7 protein-coding genes are annotated in these 25,024 nt (G+C 72.5%); 6 read left to right on the top strand and 1 reads right to left on the bottom strand.

Translation table 11 applies throughout. From position 1 onward, the window contains the following. Positions 1-249 (top strand): amidohydrolase family protein (locus AB0R04_RS27140; RefSeq protein ID WP_363375700.1); only part of this gene is annotated, 249 nt, incomplete at its 5' end. 67 nt (positions 250-316) lie between these two features. Here the strand turns inward: AB0R04_RS27140 and AB0R04_RS27145 are convergent. Further along, positions 317-895, bottom strand: a complete 579-nt coding sequence (locus AB0R04_RS27145) for a MarR family winged helix-turn-helix transcriptional regulator (RefSeq protein ID WP_363375703.1) — start codon at positions 893-895, stop codon at positions 317-319. Positions 896-1,658: 763 nt separating this feature from the next. On the opposite strand from AB0R04_RS27145, the gene AB0R04_RS27150 reads away from it, so the two are divergent. The 5 genes from AB0R04_RS27150 to AB0R04_RS27170 are packed head-to-tail and all read left to right on the top strand — an operon-like array spanning position 1,659 to position 25,017. Continuing rightward, a complete protein-coding gene (locus tag AB0R04_RS27150) occupies positions 1,659-2,630 on the top strand; it encodes a LysR family transcriptional regulator (RefSeq protein WP_363375706.1) in 972 nt (323 codons plus the stop codon). 9 nt (positions 2,631-2,639) lie between these two features. Further along, positions 2,640-3,485 (top strand): ACP S-malonyltransferase, encoded by an 846-nt coding sequence (gene fabD, locus AB0R04_RS27155; RefSeq protein ID WP_363375707.1) that lies wholly within the window; start codon positions 2,640-2,642, stop codon positions 3,483-3,485. Between the two features lie 3 nt (positions 3,486-3,488). Next, complete coding sequence (locus AB0R04_RS27160) at positions 3,489-3,740, top strand: phosphopantetheine-binding protein (protein WP_063345952.1); 252 nt, start codon at positions 3,489-3,491, stop codon at positions 3,738-3,740. 11 nt (positions 3,741-3,751) lie between these two features. Next, complete coding sequence (gene asnB, locus AB0R04_RS27165; RefSeq protein WP_363375710.1) at positions 3,752-5,746, top strand: asparagine synthase (glutamine-hydrolyzing); 1,995 nt, start codon at positions 3,752-3,754, stop codon at positions 5,744-5,746. Further along, a complete protein-coding gene (locus AB0R04_RS27170; RefSeq protein WP_363375712.1) occupies positions 5,743-25,017 on the top strand; it encodes an SDR family NAD(P)-dependent oxidoreductase in 19,275 nt (6,424 codons plus the stop codon). Before asnB ends, AB0R04_RS27170 begins: the two co-directional genes overlap by 4 nt. The last annotated feature ends 7 nt before the right edge of the window (positions 25,018-25,024 follow it).

Consider the following 25,024-nt stretch of genomic DNA (forward strand, 5'->3'; position numbering starts at 1 on the left):
ACGCTCACCCTGGACGTCGCCTTCAAGCGCTCGCTCACCGTCAACGGCCTGACGCTGAACCAGACCGTCGAGTCGCTGTCCGCCACCCCGGCCCGTCTGCTGGGCCTCGCCGACTCGATCGGCTCGCTGGAGGCCGGCAAGCGGGCCGACCTGGTCGTGCTGGACTCCGAGGGCTACGACCTGGTCGCCGTCATGCGCCGCGGCCGCTGGATCACCGGAGCGCCGCCGCTGGCGCCCCGGGTCGGCTGACCGGCGGGGTGGTGAGGCCCGAAGTTCAAGTGTTGTCGGCCGAGTTGGGCCGCCGACGCCGTGCCGTTCAAAGCTCCGTCGGGTAGCCGCTCCGGGGATGCTTGGCGTTGGCGAGCTGTCTCCGGGGCGCCCGCGGGGGGCGGGACGGGGACTCGCGTGACGGCGAACGCGGCGGAGTCCAGGCCGGGATGGCGGTGGGGGTCTCCGGGTCGGCGGGCCGACCCTGCAGGGCCTGGGCCTCGACGGCTTCGGCGAGACACCGCAGGGCGATCCGGACCTGTGCGTTCTGTTCCTCGCTGAGTGCCCCGAGGACCTGCTGTTCGATGGCCAGGCGCCTGGGCATGACGTCGTCGACGGCGGCCGCGCCCGCGTCGGTGATGAAGACCAGTGCCGCGCGCCGGTCCGCGGGGTTGACCGTCCGGACCACGAGGGCGCGACGTTCCAGCTTGGCCAGCGCCTTGCTCAGCGCGGCCGGCGACCGCCCCATCGAGGCGGCGAGGCGGCGCGCGATCGTCGGCTCGGTCGAGTGGCGGAGGTGGTAGAGCACGTCGAACTCCGATGAGCTGACGGCCGCCGCTTCGAACACCGGTTCAAGGAGGAACTCCAGCATCGCGTGGGCGTGTCGGAGGCCGCCGATGATCTCCATCGACGAAAGGTCGAGGTCAGGACGGCTCTGTACCCACAGTTGCCATACCGCCCGCGTTTCATCCATTCGTGCACATGCTCCAACTTGTTAACCGGTAACCTTTCAGTTACCGTATGACACGTGGCCCGCTTCCAGCTGGGCAACCTGGGCACGCTCATCGGAGGCTTGTCCGCTTTTATGCTCTCTGTGTAGTTGATCTGCCCATGTCACATGAACCTGGACTGCGACAATCCGACCGATAGCTTCCCGTCTCTGACGGAGCTGAGGAAAGTGTCACCATGGTCATCACACATGTCCCCGCCGCCCCGTTCCCCGGAACGCTTCCGGGATCGGGGAACCTCCGGCAGATAATACTGGACCGGAATGGCTTGGTGTCTAGCCGTTTGCGCGCGTCGGCGTCAAGGAGATCGGACCGGCAGCTTGCCGGGCCCGCATCGCCCGCCCGTGCAGCGAGAAAATCGAGTTGACGCTGCGGCGGGTATGAACTCGCCGTACTGCCCGAACACTTCGAACGGCCCGAAGCGGAACGCGCCGGCGTGACCGGCTCCGCAGGGGCGGCCCGCCGCGGTCGCCACGGGCCGCCGTCGCCCTGCGTGCCGAGGCCGGTCACCGTGCCCCGGTGTGCCTTTCGCGGATCCGCCGCGGGCTGATCGCCCGTGGTTCGTCACCGAATTCAGAATTTCTCCGGCGGTCGTACCGCCGACCCCGAAAATCCGCATGGCCAGATTCCGGGAAAAGGTTTCCGCGCGCTATGACCGATCGCTTGGGATTCAGTCTCACTCAATTGCGCTACTTCGTCGTCTCCGCCGAGATCGGCAACATCTCGGAGGCGGCGGAGAAGCTGTGCGCCTCGCAGTCGACGGTCTCGTCGGCCATCATGCGGCTGGAACGTCAGCTCGGTGTTCAGCTGTTGCTCCGTCACCATGCCCGTGGGGTCTCCCTGACGCCGAGCGGTCGCCACCTGCTGCGGGAGGCGCGCGCGTTGCTGGGGCAGGCCAGCAGCCTCAAGGCACAGGGCGACGCCCTGGCGGGCGACACCGCAGGCCAGCTCGACGTCGGGTTCTTCTTCCCGATCGCCCCGTTCCTGCTGCCACTGGTCCACCGTCTGGCCGGGGAGCGGCACGGGGCGCTGAAGCTGAACTTCCACGAGGCGTCCGCCGACCGGTTGTTGGAGTTCCTCCGGGACGGCCGGTGCGAACTGGCCGTGACGTACGACTTCCTGGCGGGGGAGTCGAGGTTCCACCCGCTGGTCGACCTGCCGGTGCACGCCCTGCTGGCGGATGACGACCCGTTGGGGCTGGTCGGGCCGCTCTCCCTGGACGAGTTGGCCGGGCGACCGCTGGTCGCCCTGAACGCCCCGAGCGTGCTCCGCCACGCCGAGCGGATGTTCTCCCGCGCGGGCGTCCGCATGCCACGGGTGGTGACGACGACGAGCACCGAGACGCTGCGCGGCCTGGTGGCCGCCGGTGCCGGGTTCGCCTTGATGTATCAACGCGGCCTGACCGCAACGACGTTGGACGGCGGCAGGGTCCGCGAGGTCGAGCTGGTCGGAGACCTGCCGCCCGCGACCCTGGGCGCGGCCGTGATGCCCGACCTGGCCATGAGCAGCCGCGGCAGGGCGTTCCTGGACGTGCTCAGATCCGCGGTCGGGGCGCGTCCGGCGCAGGTCGGTGCAGGTCGGCAGGTCAGTACGGGTCGGCAGGTCAGTGCAGGTCAGCAGGTCGTCGTGGGTTGAAGGAGTGTCGTGCTGGCAGTCATCTTCGCTGGTCAGGGAAGTCAGGAAAAGGGAATGGGGGCAGAGGTCTTCGAACGGTACCCAGGGCTGGTCCAGTACGCCTCGGACGTGCTGGGGTACGACCTGGTCTCCTTGTGCACGGAGGACCCGGACGGCCTGCTGGGCCGCACGGAGTACACCCAGCCGGCGCTGTTCGTCGTCAACGCGCTGCGGACCTTCGAGCGGGTCCACCGCGGGGACCGGGCGGCGGACGTCTACCTGGGCCACAGCCTGGGCGAGTACAACGCGCTGCTCGCGGCCGGGTCCTTCGCCTTCGAGACGGGGCTGCGGCTGGTCGCCAAGCGCGGCGAGCTGATGGCGGCGGCCTCGGAGGGCGGCATGACCGCCGTGATGAACACACCGCCCGAGCGACTGCTGGAGATCCTCGCGGAGGACGGCGTCGACGGCGTCGACATCGCCGGCCTCAACACCGGCTCGCAGGTGGTCATCGCGGGCACCCCGCCGGTCCTGGAGGCGGCGCACGCCTGCCTGGAGAAGCGGGAGATCCGCTTCGTACGGCTCAAGGTGAGCGCGCCCTTCCACTCCCGGTACATGGAGCCGGCCAGGGTGCGGTTCGCCGAGTTCCTGACGGAGTTCGAGTTCGCCGATCCCGACACCCCCGTCATCTCCAACGTCACGGGCCGGCCGTACGAGCCGGGACAGGTGACGCACATGCTCACGGAGCAGCTGGTCGCCCCGGTGCGCTGGACCGACAGCGTCCGCGGGCTGCTCGACGGCGACGCCGAGCCGGAATTCACCGAAATCGGGGGCCTGGCCCTCACCCACATGGTGTTCAAAATCAGGGCTGGAGTGTGACACATGGCAACCACGACGGACACGATCCGGTTGTACCTGGAAGACCGTTTCCTCTTCGAGTTCGACGACGTGATCACCCCGGACACCGACCTGTTCAAGGCGGGGGTCATCGACTCGTTCGGCTACGTCAGGATGATGAAGTTCCTGGAGTCCGAGTTCTCCGTCGAGATCTCCCCGGAGGACATCCTCGTGAACGTCTTCGTCTCGCTCACCGCGATCGACGAATTCGTCACCAAGAAGACCTCCGCGAAGTAGAAGGACGGATCATGTGCGGGCTGGCTGGTTTCCTCTCGACCTCGCTGCACCCCGGTGCCACCGCCGAGGTCATCACCTCGATGCTGTCGAACATCCACCACCGCGGGCCGGACGAGGCGGGCTACTACCTCGACGACGGCATGGCCATGGGGACGGTGCGGCTGGCCATCGTCGACCTCGCCGGTGGCTCGCAACCCATGTCCGACCCCTCCGGGCGCTACTGGATCTGCTTCAACGGCGAGATCTACAACCACATCGAACTCCGCGCGGAACTGGAGCGCCTCGGCCGCCCGTTCCGCACCGACCACTCCGACACCGAGGTCGTGCTCCAGGCCTGGATCCAGTGGGGGTCGGACTGCTTCACCCGGTTCAACGGCGCCTTCGCGGTCGCCATCAGGGACGCGGCGACCGGTGACCTGGTGCTGGCCCGCGACCGCTACGGCAAGCGCCCGCTGTTCTACGCCGACGCGGGCGGGGACTTCCTGTTCGCGTCCGAGATGAAGGCGTTCCGCGCCTTCCCCGGCTTCCGCTTCGATTTCGACCCGAGGGAGCTGGCCACCACCTACGCCGCGTGGACGCCGCTGCCCGACCGCACGCCGTTCCGGGGCGTGCGCCAGCTGCCGATGGGCTCCGTGCTGACCATCAGTGCGGGCCGCCGCTCGCTGCGCCCCTACGAGGACCTCGACTTCGACGTGCCCGGCTTCGACGGCACCGAGGCCGAGGCGATCGACATGCTCCGGCAGACCCTGCGCACCAGCGTGGAGCTGCGGCTGCGCTCCGACGTCGAGGTCGGCGTCTACCTCAGCGGCGGCCTGGACTCCTCGATCGTGACGAGGCTGGCCACCCAGCTCTCCCCGTACGAGGTCCGCACCTTCTCGGTGGCGTTCCAGGACAAGTCCTTCGACGAGTCCGACAGCCAGCGCCTGGTCGCCGAGCACCTGGGCACCCTGCACACCGCCGTCCCGATCACCAGCGAGGACATCACCGAGCACTTCCCGACCGCCGTGTACCACGCGGAGGTTCCGACCTTCCGCACCTCGTTCGTGCCGATGTTCCTGCTGTCCCGGCACGTCCGCGACGCCGGGATCAAGACCATCCTCAGCGGCGAGGGCGCCGACGAGGCCTTCCTCGGCTACTCGCTGTTCCGCGAGACCCTGCTGCGCGCGCGGTGGAACGAGCTGACCGACGGCGAGCGCCGCACCCGGCTGGCCGGCCTGCACCCGGAGCTGGAGCACTTCGGCTCCGCCCACCAGGCCCATCTGCTCGGCCTGTACCAGCAGTTCTCGGTGGAACGGCTGCCGGGCCTGTTCTCCCACGAGATGCGGTACCAGAACGGGAGGTTCGCGGCCCGGCTGCTCGCCGACCGGATGGACCCGTTCGCCGACCTGCTCGACCTCGTCGCCGGGACACCCGGCTACCCGGACATGCCCGCGATGCACAAGGCGCAGTGGCTGGAGTACAAGACGCTGCTGCCCGGATTCCTGCTGTCCACCCAGGGGGAGCGGGCCGCGCTGGCGCACAGCGTGGAGAACCGCTGCCCGTTCCTCGACCCCGCGGTGGTGCGCGCGGCCGCGTCGGTGAACCTGCGCTACGACGACGGCCAGGTCGAGAAGGCCATCCTGAAGAAGGCGTTCCGCGCCGAGCTCCCGGAGTGGACCACCAGCCGCCCCAAGCAGCCCTACCGCGCGCCGGGCAGCGCCGCCTTCAAGGACAGCCGCCCGGACTACCTGGAACTGCTGCTGTCCGACCGCGAGTTGGCCGGGATCGGCTGCCTGGACGCGAAGTTCGCCCGGCGCCTGGTCGACAAGATCATGACCTCGCCGGTGGAGGAGGTCAGCACCAAGGAGGACCAGACCTTCCTCTACCTGCTGACGACCGCCGTGCTCCACCAGCAGTTCGTGCGGGGCGGCGGTACGGCGCCGACCGGAGCGTCGAGCGCCGCGCTGAACCTGCGGACGACCGTGGACAACCGCCGTGCCGTGCAGCGAGTGGGGGAGAGCCGATGAGCACCGACGACATCGCGATCATCGGCCTGGCCCTGAGGTTCCCCGGCTCCGACACCCTGGTCGAGCTGTTCGACCACCTCGCGGCCGGACGCTCGCTGATCACCGAGGTGCCCGCCGAACGCTGGTCCAAGGAACGCTACTTCGGCGATCCGCGCAGCGGCGAGGAGAAGACGTACAGCGTCTGGGCCGGGTTCGTCGAGGACGCCGACCGCTTCGACGCCGCCTTCTTCAACATCTCCCCGCGCGAGGCGGAGACGATGGACCCGCAGCAGCGGTTCGCGCTGGAACTGGCCTGGAAGGCCATCGAGGACGCGGGCTACCGGGCGGGCGAACTCGCGGGCAGCCGCACCGGCGTCTTCATGGGCCTGTGCCACGGCGACTACGCCGAGCTGATCGAACGCGACGACGTGCCGACCGACGCCTACTTCCCCACCGGCACGGCCTACTCGATCGTCGCCAACCGGCTGTCCTACTACTTCGACTTCCACGGCCCCAGCATCGCCAACGACACCGCCTGCTCCAGCTCCCTGGTCTCGCTCTACGAGGCCGTCGCCGCCCTGCACAACGGCGACTGCGACCTGGCGCTGGCCGGCGGCGTGAACCTGTGCTGGTCGCCGAAGCTGTTCGTGGCGTTCAGCAAGGCGAGCATGCTCTCGCCCACCGGCCGCTCGCACGCCTTCGACCAGGACGCGGACGGCTTCGTCCGGGGCGAGGGCGGCGCCGTCCTGCTGCTCAAGCCGCTGGCCAGGGCGCTGGCGGACGGCGACCCCGTGCACGCGGTGATCAAGGGCGTCGGCACCAACCACGGCGGCAAGACCAACTCGCTGACCGTCACCAACCCGGTCGCCCAGGCCGCGCTGATCGAGGACGTCTACACCCGCGCCGGTGTGACGCCCGAGACGGTGAGCTACATCGAGGCCCACGGGCCCGGCACGCCGGTCGGCGACCCGATCGAGATCGTCGGCCTCAAGCGCGCCTTCCAGAGCCTGCACGACGCCAACGGGACGACGCCGCGGCCGGACAGCACCGGCATCGGCTCCATCAAGACCAACATCGGCCACCTGGAATCGGCCGCGGGCGTGGCCGGCGTGGTCAAGGTGATCGGCGCGATGGCCGCCGGGACCCTCCCGGCGACGGTCAACTTCCGGACCAGGAACCAGCTGATCGACCTGGACGGCAGCCCGTTCTACATCGTCGGCGACACCCGGCCGTGGCCGGGTGGCGACGGGGCGCCGCGCCGGGCCGGCGTCAGCTCGTTCGGGTTCGGCGGGACCAACGCCCACGTGCTGCTGGAGGAGCACGTCGGCGGGCCGGTCGACCGTACCTCCGAGCCTGCGGGCCCGTACGTCGTCCCGCTGTCGGCCAAGAACCTGGAGCGACTGCGGGTGTTGGCCGCCGGCCTGCGGGACCACCTGCTGGCACCGGAGACCGCGCTGCGGCCGCGCCAGCCGCTGGCCGACATCGCGCACACGCTCCAGGTCGGCCGCGAAGCGATGCGGGTCAGGGCCGTGTTCCTGGTCTCGGACCGGGAGCAGCTCGTGGCCGCGCTGGAGTCCGTCGCGGACGGCGAGGTGCGCAACCCCGCCGGAGCAGGGGCCGAACTGGTCGCGGCGGCGCAGGACTGGGCGAACGGGGGCGGCGCCGACTGGCCCGGGCATCCCGGGGCGCGTCGCGTGCGGCTGCCGACCTACCCGTTCGCCCGGGACCGGCACTGGTACGTCACGCCGCCCGCCGAGGCGCCGGGCGCCGCGCTGCTGCACCCGCTCGTCCACCGCAACACCTCCGACCTGGCGCAGCAGCGCTACACCTCCACGTTCACCGGGGCCGAGCCCTTCCTGGCCTCGCACCTGGTCCGCGGCCGGCGGGTGCTGCCCGCAGTCGCGTACCTGGAGATGGCGCGGGCCGCGGTGGAGCGCGCGGCGGTCCGGGAGGGGGCAGTCCGGCTGCGCGACCTCGCGTGGCTGCGGCCGATCGTCGTCGGCGAACCCGTCGACGTCGACCTCACGCTGACGCCGCGCGGGGACGCGATCGCGTTCGAGTTCCGGCAGGGTGAGACGGTCCACAGCACGGGCACCGCCGAACTGGTCACCCTGCCGGACCCGTCGCCGCTGGACCTGGACGCCCTGCGTGCCGCCTGCCGCACCACCCGCAGTACCGACGAGGTCTACGCCGCCTTCCGCGCCCAGGGCCTGGAGTACGGCCCGGCCATGCGCGCGCTGCGCGGGCTCCGGCTGGGCCGCGACGAGGCGATCGCCCGCATCCGGACCACCGGCGCCGACGGCTGCGTGCTGCCGCCGAGCGTCCTGGACGCCGCCTTCCAGACCTCCGTGGTCCTGACGGGCGCCGCCGCCGGCCCGACCCTGCCCTTCACCCTCGACGAGCTCCAGGTGTACCGGCCCTGCCCGGCCGAGACCTGGGCCTGGGTGCGACGCAGCGCCGGCTCCGGGGCGCTCACCACCTTCGACATCGACCTGTGCGACGGCGACGGCGTGATCAGCGCCAGCCTGCGGGGGCTCGCCCAGCGCACCACCGACGCCGGCCCGCGCGTCGTCACGGCGACCACCCGGTGGACCGACCGGCCGCTGGACGCGGACGGCGGAGCCACCCGCACCGCGCACCTCCTGACCCTGCCGGAGATCACCCGGGCGAGCCCGGCCGACGGCGTCGACGCCGCGATCGAGCAGGTGTTCGCCGAGGTCCAGCAGGTGCTCGCGTCCTCTCCCAAGGCCGGGCACCGCTTCGTGGCCCTGGTCGACGCCCGGGTGCCGGCCCACTTCCACGCACCGCTGGCGGGCCTGTTCCGCACCGCCGCCCTGGAGAACCCGCTCGTCTCCGGCCGGGTCGTCCGGGTCGCCGGCCTGGACACGGCCTCCGCCGAGCAGCTCGCGCGGATCGTGCGGGAGGAGTGCGCCGACGACTCCGCCGACACCGAGGTCCGCTACACCGCCGACGGCACCCGGCAGGTGCTGGAACCCGTCGAGACACGGCTCGACGCCGGACCGCAGGTGCCCGAGCTGCGGGCCGGCGGCGTCTACTGGATCACCGGCGGCCTGGGCGGCATCGGCCGGCACCTCGCCCGCTACCTGGGCCGCGCGGGGGCGACGGTCGTCCTGAGCGGACGCTCCCCGGCGGGCTCGGTGGACGCCCTGCGCGCCGAAGGGGTCGACGCGCACTACCTGCCGGTCGACGTCGCCGACGCCGCAGGCGTGCGCGCAGCCGTCGACACGATCGTGCGCGAGCACGGGTCGCTCGACGGCGTCGTGCACGCGGCCGGTGTGCTGCGCGACCAGTACCTGCTGCGCAAGGACCTCGCCGACGTCCGCCTGGTGACGGCGCCGAAGGTCCGCGGCACGCTCAACCTCGACGCCGCCACCCGCCACCTCGACCTGGACTTCTTCGCGCTCTTCTCCTCGGTCGCCGGCGTCTACGGCAGCCCGGGGCAGTCCGACTACTCGGCGGCCAACGCCTTCCTCGACGCCTTCGCCCGGCACCGCCGGACGCTGGTCGACGCGGGCGAGCGCAGCGGCCGGACCGTCGCGATCAGCTGGCCGCTGTGGGCCGACGGCGGCATGACGCTGGACGAGGTCACCCGCGACTCCCTGCGCCGCGAGCGCGGCTGGGAGGACCTGCCCACCGAGGACGGGCTGCGCGCCTTCGGCCGGGCCCTGCTCGCCGACGCCCCCGCGCACCTCGTCGTCGCCTACGGCGCCAAGGCCACCCTGGCCACCCTGGCCGCGCAACGCCGGGCGGCACCGGCCCCTGCGGCCCCGGCCACCGCCTCGTCCGCCACCGCCTCGTCCGCCACCGCTGCGCCGTCAGGCGGCGCGGGCGAGGGCGACCTGCTGCGGCGCACCGAGGAACTGCTCAGGGGGGTCGTCGCCGAGGTCCTGCGGCACACCCCGGAGCACATCGAGTCGACCACCAACCTCATCGAGTACGGCATCGACTCGCTGAGCATCCTCGGGGTGACCGCCCAGCTGGAGAAGGTGTTCGGGCCGCTGTCCAAGACGATCTTCTTCGAGTACCTGAACATCGCCGAGGTGGCCGCGCACTTCGTGGAGACCCGGCGGGCGCAACTGGAGGCGGTGCTGGGGGAGTCGGGGAAGGCCGAAGCCCCGGAAGCCCCGGAAGCCTTGGAAGAGCCGGTCGTACAGCCCGAAGCCCCGGCGGTCCAGCCCGAGGCCCCGGCCGCGTCCGCCGTCACCGAGGTCCGCGAACCCGCGCGCGACGACCGGCACGACATCGCGATCATCGGAGTGTCCGGCCGCTACCCCGGCGCCGACACGATGGACGAGCTGTGGGAACTGCTGGAGAACGGCCGGCACACCTTCGAGGAGGTCCCCGCCGACCGCTGGGGCCACGAGGCCATCTACGACAGCGACCGGTCCGTCCACGGCAAGAGCGTGATCCGGACCGGGACGTTCCTGCGCGACCTCGACAAGTTCGACCCCCGCTACTTCCGCATCTCCAAGCGCGAGGCCGAGCAGATGTCCCCGGAGGTGCGGCTGTTCCTTCAGTCGGGCGTGGAGGCACTGGAGGACGCCGGCTACTCGCGGCAGACCATCCAGCGCCGCTACCAGGGCGACGTCGGCGTGCTCGTGGGGACCATGAGCAACCACTACAACCTGTACGGCTTCCAGAACAGCCTGACCAGGGGCGCGCCGCAGAGCGGCAGCTACACCGGGACGCTGCCCAACATGCTGTCCTACTTCTACGGCCTGACCGGTCCGTCGATCTTCCTGGACACCATGTGCTCGGCCTCGTCGACGTGCGTGCACCAGGCCGTGCAGATGCTGCGGGCCGGCGAGTGCCGGATGGTCGTCGCGGGCGGCGTCAACCTGATGCTGCACCCGTACAACCTGATCACCTCCTCGGAGGAGCACTTCACCACCGGCACCTCCGACGTGATCCGCAGCTTCGGCCACGGCGTGGACGGCACCATCCTCGGCGAGGGCGTCGGCGCGGTCGTGCTCAAGCCGCTGGTCGACGCCGAGCGCGACGGCGACCACGTGTACGCCGTGATCAAGGGCACCGCCCTGTCCAACGCCGGGACGCGCAACGGCTTCACCGTGCCGAACCCGGGCATGCAGGCGCACGCGATCCAGAAGGCGATCGAGGACGCCGGTGTCGACCCGAGGACGATCGGCTACGTCGAGGGACACGGCTCGGGCACCGCGCTGGGCGACCCGATCGAGGTCCGCGCCCTGACGTCGGCGTTCCGCAAGTACACCGAGGACCGCCAGTTCTGCGCCCTCGGCTCCGTCAAGGCCAACATGGGGCACCTGCTCGCGGCGGCCGGCATGATCGGCCTGGCCAAGGTGCTGCTCCAACTGCGGCACGGCAAGCTGGCGCCGTCCCTGCACAGCACGGAGCTCAACCCGGACATCGACTTCGCCGACACCCCCTTCCAGGTGCAGCAGAAGCTCGCCGACTGGCAGCCGATGGTCACCGAGGTGGACGGCCGCCAGGTCACCCACCCCCGGCGGGCCGGCATCACCTCGATCGGCGCCGGCGGCATGAACTCGCACATCATCCTGGAGGAGTACCCCGAACGGCCGGTGCGCCAAGAGCCCTTCGGTGAGCAGCTGTTCGTGTTCTCCGCGATGAACGAGGCCGCGCTCGGGCGCTACCTGGCCGTCTTCCGCGACCACCTCGCCGGGGCGCGGGAGGCCGACCTCCCCGACATCGCGTACACCCTGCGGGTCGGCAAGAACGAACTGCCGCACCGCTGGGCGTTCGTGGCGGGGGACCAGCGGTCCGCGCTGGCGGCCGTCGACGGCTACCTGGCCGGGCGACGGGAGCTGCCCGCGCACGAACTCGCCACCACCTGGGCCGGCGGCAAGACCGTCGACTGGGACCAACTGCCGACGGCACGCCGGGTGTCGCTGCCCGCCTACCCGTTCGAGAAGGTGCGCTGCTGGATCGAGCAGACCGACGGCGCGCCGTCCGTGCTGGCCCCGCTGGCGCTGCGCGAGCGGCTGCACCCCTTCCTGGGGCGCAACGAATCCGACGTCCGGGGCCTGCGCTACGCCCTGGACGTCCACCTCACCGACCTGCTCGACTACGGCTACCGGCTGGCCAAGGCGCCGACCATCGTGCCCACCTTCGTGGTGGACCTCGCGCTGGCCGCTGCGAAGGTCAGCGGGTTCGCCGCCGAGGCGTCGGTCCACGACCTGCGCGTCCTGCGGCCGATCGACTGGTCCACGACCACGCGGCTCGTCACGGAGTTCGCCGACGGCCACGGCACCGTCCGGACCGGGGACGGGACGGCGGCGGTCGAGTTCACCGTGCGGGGGACGGGCACGGCGCCGTCCGGCCGGGTCGAGTTGGCCCGACTGCGGGAGGTCCTCACCCGGGAGCAGTTCCTGGCAGAACTGGCCGAGGGCGGGCTGGACTACAAGCCGGCCTCGTGTGCGGTCGAGGGCGTGTTCCGCGCGCCGGACGGCCGGACGGTGCTGACCATCGGCAGTCCCGCGTTCCAGCAGGACCACGTCCGGCGCAACGTCACCGTCGAGCCGTTCGTGCTCGCGGCGATCGCCCAGGGGGTGCAGTGGGAGGCCAAGCGCGCCGGGGCGCCGGACTGGACCCTGGTCGCGCTCAACCAGGTCGCGGAGATCCGGGTGCGGGCCGGTTCGCCGGTCACGCACGTGGTCCTCGGCGACGACCGGATCCTGCTGCTCGGGGGCGCGGGCGAGGTCGTCGGGGAGCTGGCCGGGGTGCGGCGCGGCACCGGAGGGGTGGCGCCGGGCGATCGTCCGGCGCCGCAGGCCAGTTCGGTGCGAGAGCGGGAGCCGGCCGTACCGGCTGAGCCGGATGTACCGGTGGTGTCGGCGGTGTCGGGTGTCGTGGACGTCCTGCGCGCCATCGCCGCCGAGATCCTCAAGTTCGAGCCGGAGGAGCTCGACCCCGGCACCGGAATGGACGCGTTCGGCTTCGACTCCATCTCGCTGGTGACCTTCGCGAAGGAGATCCACGAGCGGTTCGGGGTCGTGGTCAGCCCGGCGGTGTTCTTCGACGTCAGCAGCCTGGAGGCGCTGGGCGCCCACCTGGTCGACGAGCACGGCGCCACGGTGAAGGCCGAGGCTGAGGCGGAGGTCAAGATCAAGGTCGAGCCCCAACCCCAGCCCCAACCCCAGCCGCAGCCGGAGCCGGAGCCGGTTCGCACCGGGCCCGACCCGCGCCAGCCGGTCGCCGTCATCGGCGCGGCCGGGCGCTTCCCGGGCGCCCGCGACCTGGACGAGTACTGGGCGAACCTGCTGGCGGGCAAGGACTCCGTCACCGCGTTCCCGCTGCACCGCTACGACGAGCAGCAGCGCAAGGCCATCGAGGCCCAGGACTTCCCCCAACGGATCGGAGTCCTGGACGACGTCGACGCCTTCGACGCCGGCTTCTTCCGCATCCTGCCGCGCGAGGCCGAACTGATGGACCCGCAGCACCGCCTCGTCCTGGAGACGGTCTGGCAGGCGCTGGAGGACAGCGCGTACCGGCCCGCCGACCTGCCGGCCAACACGGGCGTGTTCATCGGCGTCACCGGCAACGACTACGCGACGCTGCTCGCCACGCTCGGCGTGCGACCGGACGCCTTCACCTCGACCGGCACCACGCACTCGATCCTGGCCAACCGCATCTCGTACCTGCTCGACGTGCGCGGCCCGAGCGAACCGATCGACACGGCCTGCTCCAGCTCGCTGGTGGCGGTGCACCGCGCGATCGAGGCGATCCGCTCCGGCACCTGCGACCTGGCCGTCGCGGGCGGGGTCAACGTGCTGCTCAGCACGGACACCTTCGTCAGCGCGCACCGCGCGGGCATGCTCAGCCCGGACGGCCTCTGCAAGACCTTCGACGCGGGCGCGAACGGCTACGTCCGCGGCGAGGGCGTCGGGGTGGTGGTGCTCAAGTCGCTGGCGGCGGCGGAGCGCGACGGTGACGCGATCCTCGGGGTGCTCCGGGGCAGCGCGTACAACCACGGCGGCCGGGCCAACTCGCTGACCGCGCCGAACGCCGATGCCCAGGCCGAACTGGTGGCGGCCGCCGTCGGCGACCTCGACCCGGACACCATCGGCTACATCGAGACCCACGGCACCGGCACGGCCCTCGGCGATCCGGTGGAGGTCCGGGCGCTGCGCACCGCGTTCCGCCGGCTGGGCCGCAGCGACGACGGGGCGTGCGGCCTCGGCTCGGTCAAGACCAACATCGGCCACCTGGAGTCGGCCGCGGGCATCGCCGGGCTGCTGAAGGTGCTGCTCGCGCTCAAGCACGGCGTGCTGCCCGCGACCCAGCACCTCCAGGAGGTCAACCCGTACATCGAGCTGGCCGGCGGCCCGTTCCACATCGTGCGGGACAACGAGGCCTGGCCGCGCCCCCGCAGCGGTGCCGGCGGCTCCGCGCCGAGGCGTGCCGGGGTGAGCAGCTTCGGGTTCGGCGGCGTCAACGCCCATGTGGTCGTCGAGGAGTACGTGCGCGGCGACCGGGGCGGGGAGGGCGACGGCGGGCCGGTCGCGGTGCCGCTGTCGGCCCGCACCGCCCGGCAGCTGACCGACCGGGCCCGGGGCCTGCTCGCCCACCTGGAGTCCTCGGAGTCGGAGCAGGTGTCGCTGCGGTCCCTCGCGTGGAGCCTCCAGGTCGGCCGCGAGGAGATGGCGGAACGGGTCGGCTGGGTCGTCTCGTCCCGTGCCGAACTCGTCGACGCACTGCGGGCGTTCGTCGCCACCGGCGAGCGCGGAGCCGAGTCGGAGCCGATCGGGCGGTGGGTCGGCGGAGGCGCCGTCGACTGGCGCTCGCTGCTCGGCGACGGCACGCCCCGGCGTGCGCACCTGCCCGGATACCCGTTCGCCCGGGACCGCTTCTGGGCCCCCGGCACCCGGCAGGAGAGCGGCACGACCCTGCTGACCGCCCGCTGGACGCCGACGCCCGCCGCCGCGAGCGCCCGGTACGACCGGCGCGTCGTCGTGCTGTGCGGGGTCGACGGGGAGGTGCCCGAGGCGATCCGCCTCGACACGGCCAAGCCGCGGCCGGAGAGCCGGTTCCGCGACCTGTCGTGGCAACTGCTGGAGACCGTCCGCGGCCTCGACGCCCGGGACGGCACCACGCTCGTCCAGGTCGTCACGGCGGACCTCGCTCTCGCGGGCCTGCTGCGGACCGTCACCAAGGAGAATCCGCGGATCGTCGGCCAGGTCATCGGCGTCCAAGGCATCGAAGGTGTCCAAGGCGTCCAAGGCACTGACCTGGCCGCCGTCGTCGCGGAGAACGCCCGCGCCGCCGACGACCTGGTGCTCTACCGCGACGGCGTCCGGCACACGCGCAGCTGGGCCCCGGCCGAACTCCCGCCTACAGGAAGGGAATTCGGCAAGCCCTGGCGGGACGGCGGCGTGTACCTGATCACCGGCGGGGCCGGCGGGATCGGCGCCTCGACGGCCCGGCGCATCGCCGCCGACGTCCGGCGGCCGACCGTCGTGCTGGCCGGACGCTCGCCGCAGGACGGCCGGATCGAGCGCCTGCTCGCCGAGTTGCGGCAGGCCGGTGCGGACGCGCGGTACGTGCGCGCCGACGTCTCCCGCTGGGAGGAGGTGCGGCACCTGGTCGCCGAGGCGGGCGCCGTCACCGGCATCGTGCACGCCGCCGGCGTGGTGCGGGACTCGCTGCTCGCGGACAAGACCGCCGAGCAGTGGGACGAGGTCCTTGCGACCAAGGTGGACGCTCTCGTGCACCTCGACCGGGCCACCGGGCACTGCCCGCTGGAGTTCGTGCTGACCTTCTCCTCGGGCGCCGCGATCACCGGCAACCCGGGGCAGTCCGACTACGCGACCGCCAACGCCTTCCTCGACGAGTTCGCCGCCGTGCGCAACGCGCGGGTCGCCGAGGGGCTGCGCCGCGGGCGCACCCTGTCCATCGCCTGGCCGCTGTGGGAGGACGGCGGCATGCAGGTCGGCGAGCGGACCCGGGCCTACCTGTGGGAGGACCGGGGGCTGGCGCCGATGCCCACGGAAGCCGGGCTCACAGCGCTGGTCGACGCCTGGAACGCGGGGGCGGACCAGGTGTGGGTGCACCACGGCGACCCGGCGCGGGTGCCGACCGGAACGCCGGCCCCGGCCGCCGCGCCGACAACTTCTGCGTCGACAACTCCCGTGCCGACGGCTCCCGTTCGTAGCGCCGACCCGAACGTCCTCGGCCACCTCCTCGCCCTGTTCGCCGAGGTCAGCGGGCTCGCCCCGGGCGCGGTCGACCCCGACCGCCTGCTGGTCGACATCGGCCTGGACTCGGTGATGGTCATCCAGCTCAACCGGGAGCTGGTGCGGACGTACCCCGAGGTCTCGTCGACGATCTTCTACGAGCACCCGACCCTGCGGGCCGTGGCCGGTCAACTCGCCGGCCTCCGGAGGGAACCGGCGCACCAGCGGGCGGCCACGGCCGACCAGTCGGTGGCGGCTGCCGAGCAGCGGGCCACCAGCGCTCAGGCGACTGCCGTCCCCGACCAGCCGACCGCCGTCCCCGACCAGCCGGCGCCCGGCGCCGACGAGCCGATCGCGGTGATCGGGCTGAGCGGCCGCTACCCGGGCGCCGCCGACCTGGACGAGTTCTGGGAGAACCTCACGGCGGGCCGCGACTGCGTCCGCGAGGTGGACCGCTGGCCGCTGGACGGCTTCTTCGAGCCGGACCGCAACACGGCCGTGGCCACCGGCCGCAGCTACAGCAAGTGGGGCGGCTTCCTGGACGACTTCGCCGCGTTCGATCCCCGGTTCTTCGGCATCGCCCCGCGCGACGCCTACGCCATGGACCCGCAGGAGCGGCTGTTCGTGCAGGCGGCGTGGGAGGTGCTGGAGGACGCCGGGTACACGAGGGCGCGCCTCGCCGAGCGCCACGCCCACGGGGTCGGGGTGTTCGCGGGCGTCACCAAGGTCGGCCACGCCCGGCACGAGGTGGGCCGGCTGCCCTCGGGTGAACTCGTGGTGCCCGGCCTGTCGTTCGCCTCGCTGAGCGCCCGCGCCTCCTACCTGCTCGACCTGCGCGGGCCGAGCCTGACGATCGACACCATGTGCTCGGCGTCGCTGACCGCGGTCCACGAGGCGTGCGAGCAACTCCGGCGCGGCGCCTGCGAGGTGGCGATCGCCGGCGGCGTGAACCTCTACGCGCACCCGCTGGACTACGTCGAGCTGTGCCGCTCCGGCATGCTCTCGCCCGACCAGCACTGCCGCAGCTTCGGCACCGGCGGCCACGGGTTCGTGCCCGGTGAGGGCGTCGGGTGCGTGCTGCTCAAGTCGCTGTCCCGCGCGGTGGCCGACGGGGACCGCGTGCTCGCGGTGATCCGGGGCTCCAGCGTCAACCACGGCGGCCGTTCCACCGGTTACACCGTGCCGAGCCCGGTCGCCCAGGCCGATGTCGTCCGGCGGGCGCTGGACCAGGCCGGGGTCTCCGCCCGGCAGGTCGGCTACGTCGAGGCGCACGGCACCGGCACCGAACTGGGCGACCCGATCGAGATCACGGGCCTGACCAAGGCCTTCGAACAGGACACCGTGGAGCGGCAGTTCTGCGCGATCGGCTCGGTGAAGTCCGGCATCGGCCACCTGGAGGCCGCGGCCGGGGTGGCCGGTCTGACAAAGGTCCTGCTCCAGCTCAAGCACCGGCAGCTCGTACCGAGCCTGCACGCCGAACAGCTCAACCCGAACATCAGCTTCGAACGGACCCCGTTCCGGGTCCAGCGCGAACTGAGCCCGTGGCACTGCGACGGCCCGCGGATCGCGGCGGTGTCCTCCTTCGGTGCCGGGGGCTCGAACGCGCACGTGATCGTCGAGGAGTATTCCGTGCAGCCCACCGACGGCGCGATCAACGGCGCCGAACAATCCCGACACGTCGAACAATCCCCACACGTCGTCGTCCTCTCCGCGAGGACTCCCGACCAGCTCACCGCGTCCGTCGACCGGCTGGCCGGGTTCCTCGACCGCAACCCGGACACCGCCCTCGCCGACCTGGCCTTCACGCTCCAGGTCGGGCGGGAGGCGATGGCCGAGCGGTACGCGGTCGCGGTCTCGTCGACGGCGGAGCTGAGGGCCGCCCTGCGGGCCGGCCGGGGGCACCGGGGCACCGCCGGGGAATCCGGCGGACTGCTCGCCGAGATCACCGGTGACGACGAACTCCAGGAACTGCTGGTCCGGCAGTGGATCGCGGCCGGCAAGCTGTCCAAGCTCGCGGCGCTGTGGGCGGCCGGCGCCGAGGTGGACTGGGAGCGCCTGCACCAGGGCGCGCCGCGCCGGGTGGTGTCGCTGCCGACGTACCCGTTCGCCAAGGAGCGGTTCTGGATCGGCGACCTGACCCGGCAGGAACCGGCACCCGTGGCCGCACCTGCGCCCGCTCCGCTGCTCGCGCCGGTCGCGGCGCCGATCGTCCAACCCGCGGTCGTACACAGGGGATTGGACGAGATCGTGCCCGCCGTGGTGCGGGAGAAGATCGCCCGCGCGCTGGCGATGGAGGTCGAGGAGGTCGAGGGCGGGCTGGCGTTCGCCGACTACGGCCTGGACTCGATCCTGGCGATCCGCGTGGTGGACCAGCTCAACGGCGCGCTGACGCTGGACCTGCCGACCAGCGTGGTCTTCGACTTCAGCACGGCCGACCGGCTGGCCGAGCACCTGCTCGCCGAGTACCGGGGCGTCATCGTCCACACGGAGGGCGCGACGGAGCCGTCGGACGCACAGGAGAGCGCCCCGCCACCGGCCGTGCAGCCCGTACGGCCCGTGGCGACCGGGCAGCGGGACGGCGCCACCGGGAGCGCGGAGCGCGGGCCGATCGCGGTGATCGGCATGAGCGGCCGGTTCGCCGGCGCCGACTCGCTGGACGAACTCTGGACGCACCTGGCCGACGGCGACGACCTGGTCACCGAGGCGACCCGGTTCGACCTCGACGGCCTGAGCGCCTGCACCCGGGGCGGCTTCCTCGACCGCATCGACGAGTTCGACGCGATGTTCTTCAACATCTCCGGCACCGAGGCCGCGGTGATGGACCCGCAGCAGCGGCTGCTGCTCGAAGAGTCCTGGAAGGCCCTGGAGGACGCCGGCTACGCGGGCCGGATGGGCCGGGCGCGCTGCGGCGTCTACGTCGGGGCGTGGGCCGGCGACTACCAGGGGCTGCTGGATCCGGAGGCGCCGGCGCAGACCCTGTGGGGCAACATGACCTCGGTCATCCCGAGCCGGGTGTCGTACTTCCTCGACCTCAAGGGCCAGGCGATCGCCGTCGACACGTCGTGCTCCAGCTCGCTGGTGGCGATCGACCTGGCGTGCAAGGACCTGTGGTCCGGCGAGACCTCGATGGCGCTGGCGGGCGGGGTGTTCCTCCAGTCCACGCCGCGGCTGTACCGGCTCGCGGGCCGCGCCGGGATGCTGTCGCCGACCGGCCGCTGCCACACCTTCGACCACCGCGCCGACGGCTTCGTGCCCGGCGAGGGCGTCGGAGTCGTGGTGCTCAAGCGGCTCGCGGACGCGCTGGCCGACGGCGACCACATCCACGGCGTGATCAAGGCCAGCGGCGTCAACCAGGACGGCGCCACCAACGGGATCACCGCGCCGAGTTCGGTGTCCCAGGAGAGCCTGCTCGGCGAGGTGTACGAGCGGTTCGGCGTCGACGTGGAGCGGATCGGACTCGTCGAGGCGCACGGCACCGGCACCAAGCTCGGCGACCCGATCGAGTTCCAGGCGCTGAACAGGGCGTTCCGCGCCCGTACCGACCGGACGGAGTACTGCGCGGTCGGCTCGCTGAAGACCAACATCGGCCACACCCAGTTCGCGGCGGGCATCGCGGGCGTGCTGAAGGTGCTGCTGGCGATCAAGCACCGGAAGATCCCCGCCTCGCTGCACTTCGAGACCGCCAACGAGGCGATTCCGCTGGCGGGAAGCCCGTTCTACCTGAGCACCCGCACCCACGACTGGGAGAGCCCCGCCGGGGTGCCGCGCTGCGGGGTGGTGAGCTCCTTCGGCGCCAGCGGCACCAATGCGCACCTGGTCATCGAGGAGGCCCCGGCCGTCGCGAACACCGCCGCACGCACCGCCGCCGCGCCGCGGACGGACCACGTGGTGCTCCTCTCGGCACGGACGGAGGAGCAACTCCTCGAACAGCGGCGCCGATTGGCGCTCCACGTCCGCGCCCACGCGTCGATCGACCTCGGCGACCTCGCCTACACCCTGGCCGTCGGCCGGCAGCGCTTCGCCCACCGCTTCGCCTGCGTGGTCCGTGACCGCGACGAGCTGATCCAGGTACTGGACGGCACCGCCCCGGCGCGGCTGCCCGACGACGACCGGGCGCCGGCCGAGGGCCGACGCATCCCGCTGCCGACCTACCCGTTCGCCCGCGACCGCCACTGGGCCCCGACCGGCGACGGCGGCAGCGATGGCGACAGTGGCAACGGCGACAACGTCACGCTGACCCGCACGGACGCCCTGCTGCGCGACCACGTGGTGCAGGGCCGTCACCTCCTGCCCGCGGTCGCCTACCTCGAACTCGCCCGCAAGGCGCTGGGCACCACCCGGGTGCGGATGCGCAACGTCACGTGGGTGCAGCCGCTGGAGGTCGCGGACACCCCGGTCGACGTCCGGGTCGAGGTCCGCACGAGCGAGCAGGGCGGGCACCGGTTCGAGATCGGCACCGGCGCCACCGTGTGCTGCGAGGGCGCCATCGCGCCGTCCGACGCCCCGCGCCCGGCACCGGTCGACCTCGCCGCGCTGCGCGCGGACTGCCGGGAGACCGTGTCCGGCGAGCGGATCCACGAGGCCCTGGTGGCGATGGGCATCGACCACGGCCCGAGCCTGCGGGCGATCCGGCAGGCGTACGTCGGCTCCGGTCTCGTCCTCGCCGAACTCGCCCTGCCCGACTCGGCGGAGCCCGGACCGCTGGCGCCCGCGCTGCTGGACTCGGCGATCCAGGCGGCCGTCGCACCCCACCTCACCGGCATGCGGGACACCGCCGTGCCGTTCGCCCTGGACCGGCTCGACCTGTTCGCCCCGTGCCAGGCGGCGATGTGGGCCGTGGTGCGCGGCGGCGCGGCCGGGCCGCTCGACAAGCTCGACATCGACCTGGTCGACGCCGACGGCGCGGTCTGCGTGCGGCTGACCGGCTACACCTCGCGCCGCACCGTCCGGAGCGAACCCGCGCTGTACGCGCCCGTCTGGGACCCGACCACCGCGACCGAAGCGCCCGTGCCCGCCGGCACCGACCGGGTCCTGGTCGTCGGCGGACCGGCACCGCTCGACGGCGCCCTGACCTGGCCGCTGCCGCCGTCCGCCTCCGCCGAGGAGGTGACCGCCGCACTGCGCGACCTCGGACCGGTCGACCACCTGGTCTGGACGGCGCCCGAGCCCAAGCTCGACCCCGTCGACGCCGCCGGGTACACGGCCGCCCAGAACGACGGCGTCGTCGCCGCGTTCCGCCTGATCAAGGCGCTGATCGGAGCCGGGTACGACGCCCGGCCGCTGGGGATCACGCTGGTCACCACCCGCGCGCTCGCCACCCACGCCGACGACCCCGTCCAGCCGGCGCACGCCGGGCTGCACGGCCTGTTCGGCTCCCTGGGGCGCGAGTACGAGCAGTGGAGCGTCCGGCGCGTCGACCTCGACGCCCCCGACTGGCCCGCCGACCTCACCGCCCTGCCCGCCCGGTCGCCCGAGGACGCCTGGGTCCGGCGGGCCGGCCAGTGGCTGGCCCGGCACTGGGCGCCGTGCGAGACGCCCGCGCGACCGGTCTACCGTGAGGGCGGCGTCTACGTGGTGATCGGCGGCGCCGGCGGCCTGGGCACCGCCTGGACCCAGCACGTGGTGCGGCAGTACGGCGCGCATGTCACCTGGATCGGCCGCAGCGCACCCGACGCGGCCATCGAGGAACGGCTCCGCTCCGTCCAGGGGCGCGGCACCGTCCGCTACCTCAGCGCCGACGCCGGGGACCCGGCCGCGCTGCGCCGGGCCGTCAGCACCGTCAGGGAGCGCCACCCGCGGATCGACGGGGTCGTGCAGGCCGCGCTCGTCCTGCGGGACAGCACCTTCGCCCGGATGGACGAGGCCACCCTCCGCGCGGGGCTGGCGGCCAAGGTCGACGTCACGACGGCGATGGCCGAGGTCTTCGACGGCGAGCACCTGGACTTCGCCGTACTGCTGTCGTCGATGCAGTCCTTCACGACGGCGGCCGGCCAGGGCAACTACGCGGCCGGCTGCACCTTCAGCGACGCCTACGCCCACGCGCTCGGACAGCACTGGGACACCCCCGTCAGGGTCATGAACTGGGGGTGGTGGGGCAACCTCGGGAGCGTCACCTCCGAGTTCTACCGGGAACGGCTGAGCCGGGTCGGCCTGGTGTCGATCGAGCCGCACGAGGGGCTCGCCGCCCTGGACGCCCTGCTCGGCGGGGACCAGCGGCAGCTGGCCTTCGTGAAGACCAACCAGCACAACACCCTGGCGAACTTCGACCGCGCCACCCAGGTCACCGTGCACGGCCGGACGCCCTCCCGGGTGCGCGGCGAGCTGCTGCTCGCGCCGGAGAGCGTGGACGGCCTGATGGACGAGGTCGTACGGTGGCGCCGGACCGAGCGTGACCCGTGGCTGGCGAAGGTCCTGGCGGCCCAGCTGGCGACCGTCGACCACACCGCGATCCTGCCGGTGTACGCCGACTGGTTGGAGCACGCCCGGCGGGCCACCGTGTCGGCCGGGCCGGCGGAAGGCGTGCTCGGGGAGGCCGTGTCCACGGCGGACGTGCTCGCGGAGGCCGTGCTCGCGCAGTGGGACCGGCAGTGCGATTCCTGGTCGGCCGACGCCGACCGCAAGGCCGAACTGCGGCTCGCCTCCGCCATGCTCCGGGCGCTGCCGGACATCGTGACCGGCCGGACCAGGCCCACCGACGTCATGTTCCCGCGCGGTTCGGTGGAGCTGGTCGAGGGCTGCTACCGCGACAACCACGTCGCGGACGTGTTCAACCGCGCCATGGCCGGCGCCGCCGTCGCCGTCGTGTCGGAGCGGCTGCGCCGCGAACCGGGCGCGCGGCTGCGGATCCTGGAGATCGGCGCCGGCACCGGCGGCACCAGCGCCGGGATGTTCGCCGCGCTCAAGCCGTACCAGGAGAGCATCGAGACATACGTCTACACGGACCTCTCCAAGGCCTTCCTCAACCACGCCCGTGCCACCTACGGGCCGGGCGTGCCCTACCTGGACTGCCGACTGCTCAACATCGAACGGCCGCTGGCCGGGCAGGACGTCGGCGAGGGCGGGTTCGACCTGGTGATCGCTGCCAACGTGCTGCACGCGACCAAGGACACCCGCAACACCCTGCGCAACGCCAAGGCCGCGATGCGGGCCGGCGGGTGGCTGCTGCTGAACGAGCTGTCGGCCTTCGACCTGTTCAGCCACGTCACCTTCGGCCTGCTGGAAGGCTGGTGGCTGTTCGACGACCGCTCGCTGCGGATCCCGGGCTCGCCGGCGCTGTCGCCGGAGAACTGGCGGGACGTGCTGGCGGGGGAGGGCTTCGGGACGGTGGTGTTCCCGCTGCCGCAGGCGCTGCCGCTGGGGCAGCAGGTCATCGCGGCGGAGAGCGACGGGGTGGCCCGGCAGGCGGTCGGGACCAGGCCGAAGGGTGCCACCCGGTCGGTGCCTGCTGCGGTGCCAGTTGCCGTGCCTGCTGCGGTACCTGCCGTGGTGCCGACGCCCCGGCCGGAGCCCGCGCCCGCCCCGGCGGCCGTGAGCCCCGCGCCCGCGCCCGCCCCCTCCACCGCGCCGCCGTCGCGCTCCGACCTGTCCGCGCTCATCCTCGGCAAGGCCGCGGCCGTGCTCGGCATCCCGGCCGAGCGGATCGACACCGCGGCCCCGCTCACCCACTACGGCCTGGACTCGATCCTGGTCCTCCAGCTCACCAACGCCCTGCGCGAGGAGTTCGGTGACGACGTCCCGGCCACCCTGCTCTTCGACGTCGAGACCGTCGACGGCCTGTGCGCCCACTTCGCCGGTGCAGGGGCGGCTACGACGGCCACGGCGGATGCCCCGGCCGGCCCGGCGGGCGAGCGGTGGAACCTCTCGTGCGGCCAGCTGACCATGTACCGCGACCAGCAGCGCTCGCCGGAGTCGACCGCCTACAACCTCCCGCTCCTCTTCGAGATCCACGGCGAGCTGGACGAAGCCGCCCTGGAGCGGGCGATCCGCGCCCAGAGCGGCATCCACCCGGTGCTGAGCGCCGTCTTCGGCGAGCGGGACGGTGCGCCGTTCATGGACATCGACCCGGGCCGGGCGCCGTCCTTCGAGCGGGTCGACCTCACGGCCACCAAGCGCGCCGCCCAACTGGCCGGGCTGCGGGACTTGGTGAACCTCCCGTTCGACCTGGCGACGGGCCCGCTGGTCCGCGCGCACCTGGTCTCCCTCGCCGGGCAGCGGCGCCTGTTGCTGATCACCGCGCACCACATCCTGCTGGACGGCACGTCCACGGCGGTCCTGATCCGCACGCTCAAGGAGGCCTACCAGGGCCGGGGGAGTATGAGCCGCACGAGCTACGGCGACTTCGTCGCCTGGGAGGAGGCGCTGCTCGCCGGCCCGCGCGCGCGGCAGCACCGGGACTACTGGCTGCGGGAGTTGGCGGGTCATCGACCGGCGCTCGCGCTGCCCTACGACCGGCCGTACGACCCCAAGCGGATGCCCCGGGTGGACGTGGCGACGGTCAAGCTGCCGCCGCCGCTGGCCGCCGCCCTGGCGGACTCGGCGCGCGAGCACCGGGTCAGCGTCGCCACCGTGCTGTTCGCGACGTACGTGCGGTTCCTGCACCGGCTGACCGGGCAGGACGACCTGGTCCTCGGCATGACGGCGGCCGCCCGCTACGAGGAGCGGTTCCAGGACGTCGTCGGCCAGTTCGCGAACTGCCTGCCGATCCGCTGCACGGCCGTCGGCGGCTTCCCCGAGCTGCTGAAGTCCCTGCAGCGCAAGGTGGTCGGCGGTATCGAGCACGGCGGCTACCCGCTGCTGGAGATCGCCCGAGCCGTGGGCGCGGACGACGAACCGCTGGTCCTGACCAACTTCCTGTTCCAGAACTTCGACGGCGCCGACCTGCTGACCAACGCGGCCCCGGCCGCGTCCGGCGAGTTGGACCTGCGGCTGTTCGACGACCTGCCCTACGCCGGGGAGTACGTCCTGTCCGCCGAGTCCTACCGGGACGGCGAGGGGTTCAAGGTCTTCCTCAAGTACGACGCGAACGTCTTCGACGAGGCCACCGCGCGGAGCATGACGCAGGAGTGGTACGCGGTCATCCGCAAGGAGCTGGGCCTGCGGTAGGCCCTTC

It is taken from the genome of Kitasatospora sp. NPDC056731, from assembly GCF_040687675.1.
GTDB lineage: Bacteria > Actinomycetota > Actinomycetes > Streptomycetales > Streptomycetaceae > Kitasatospora.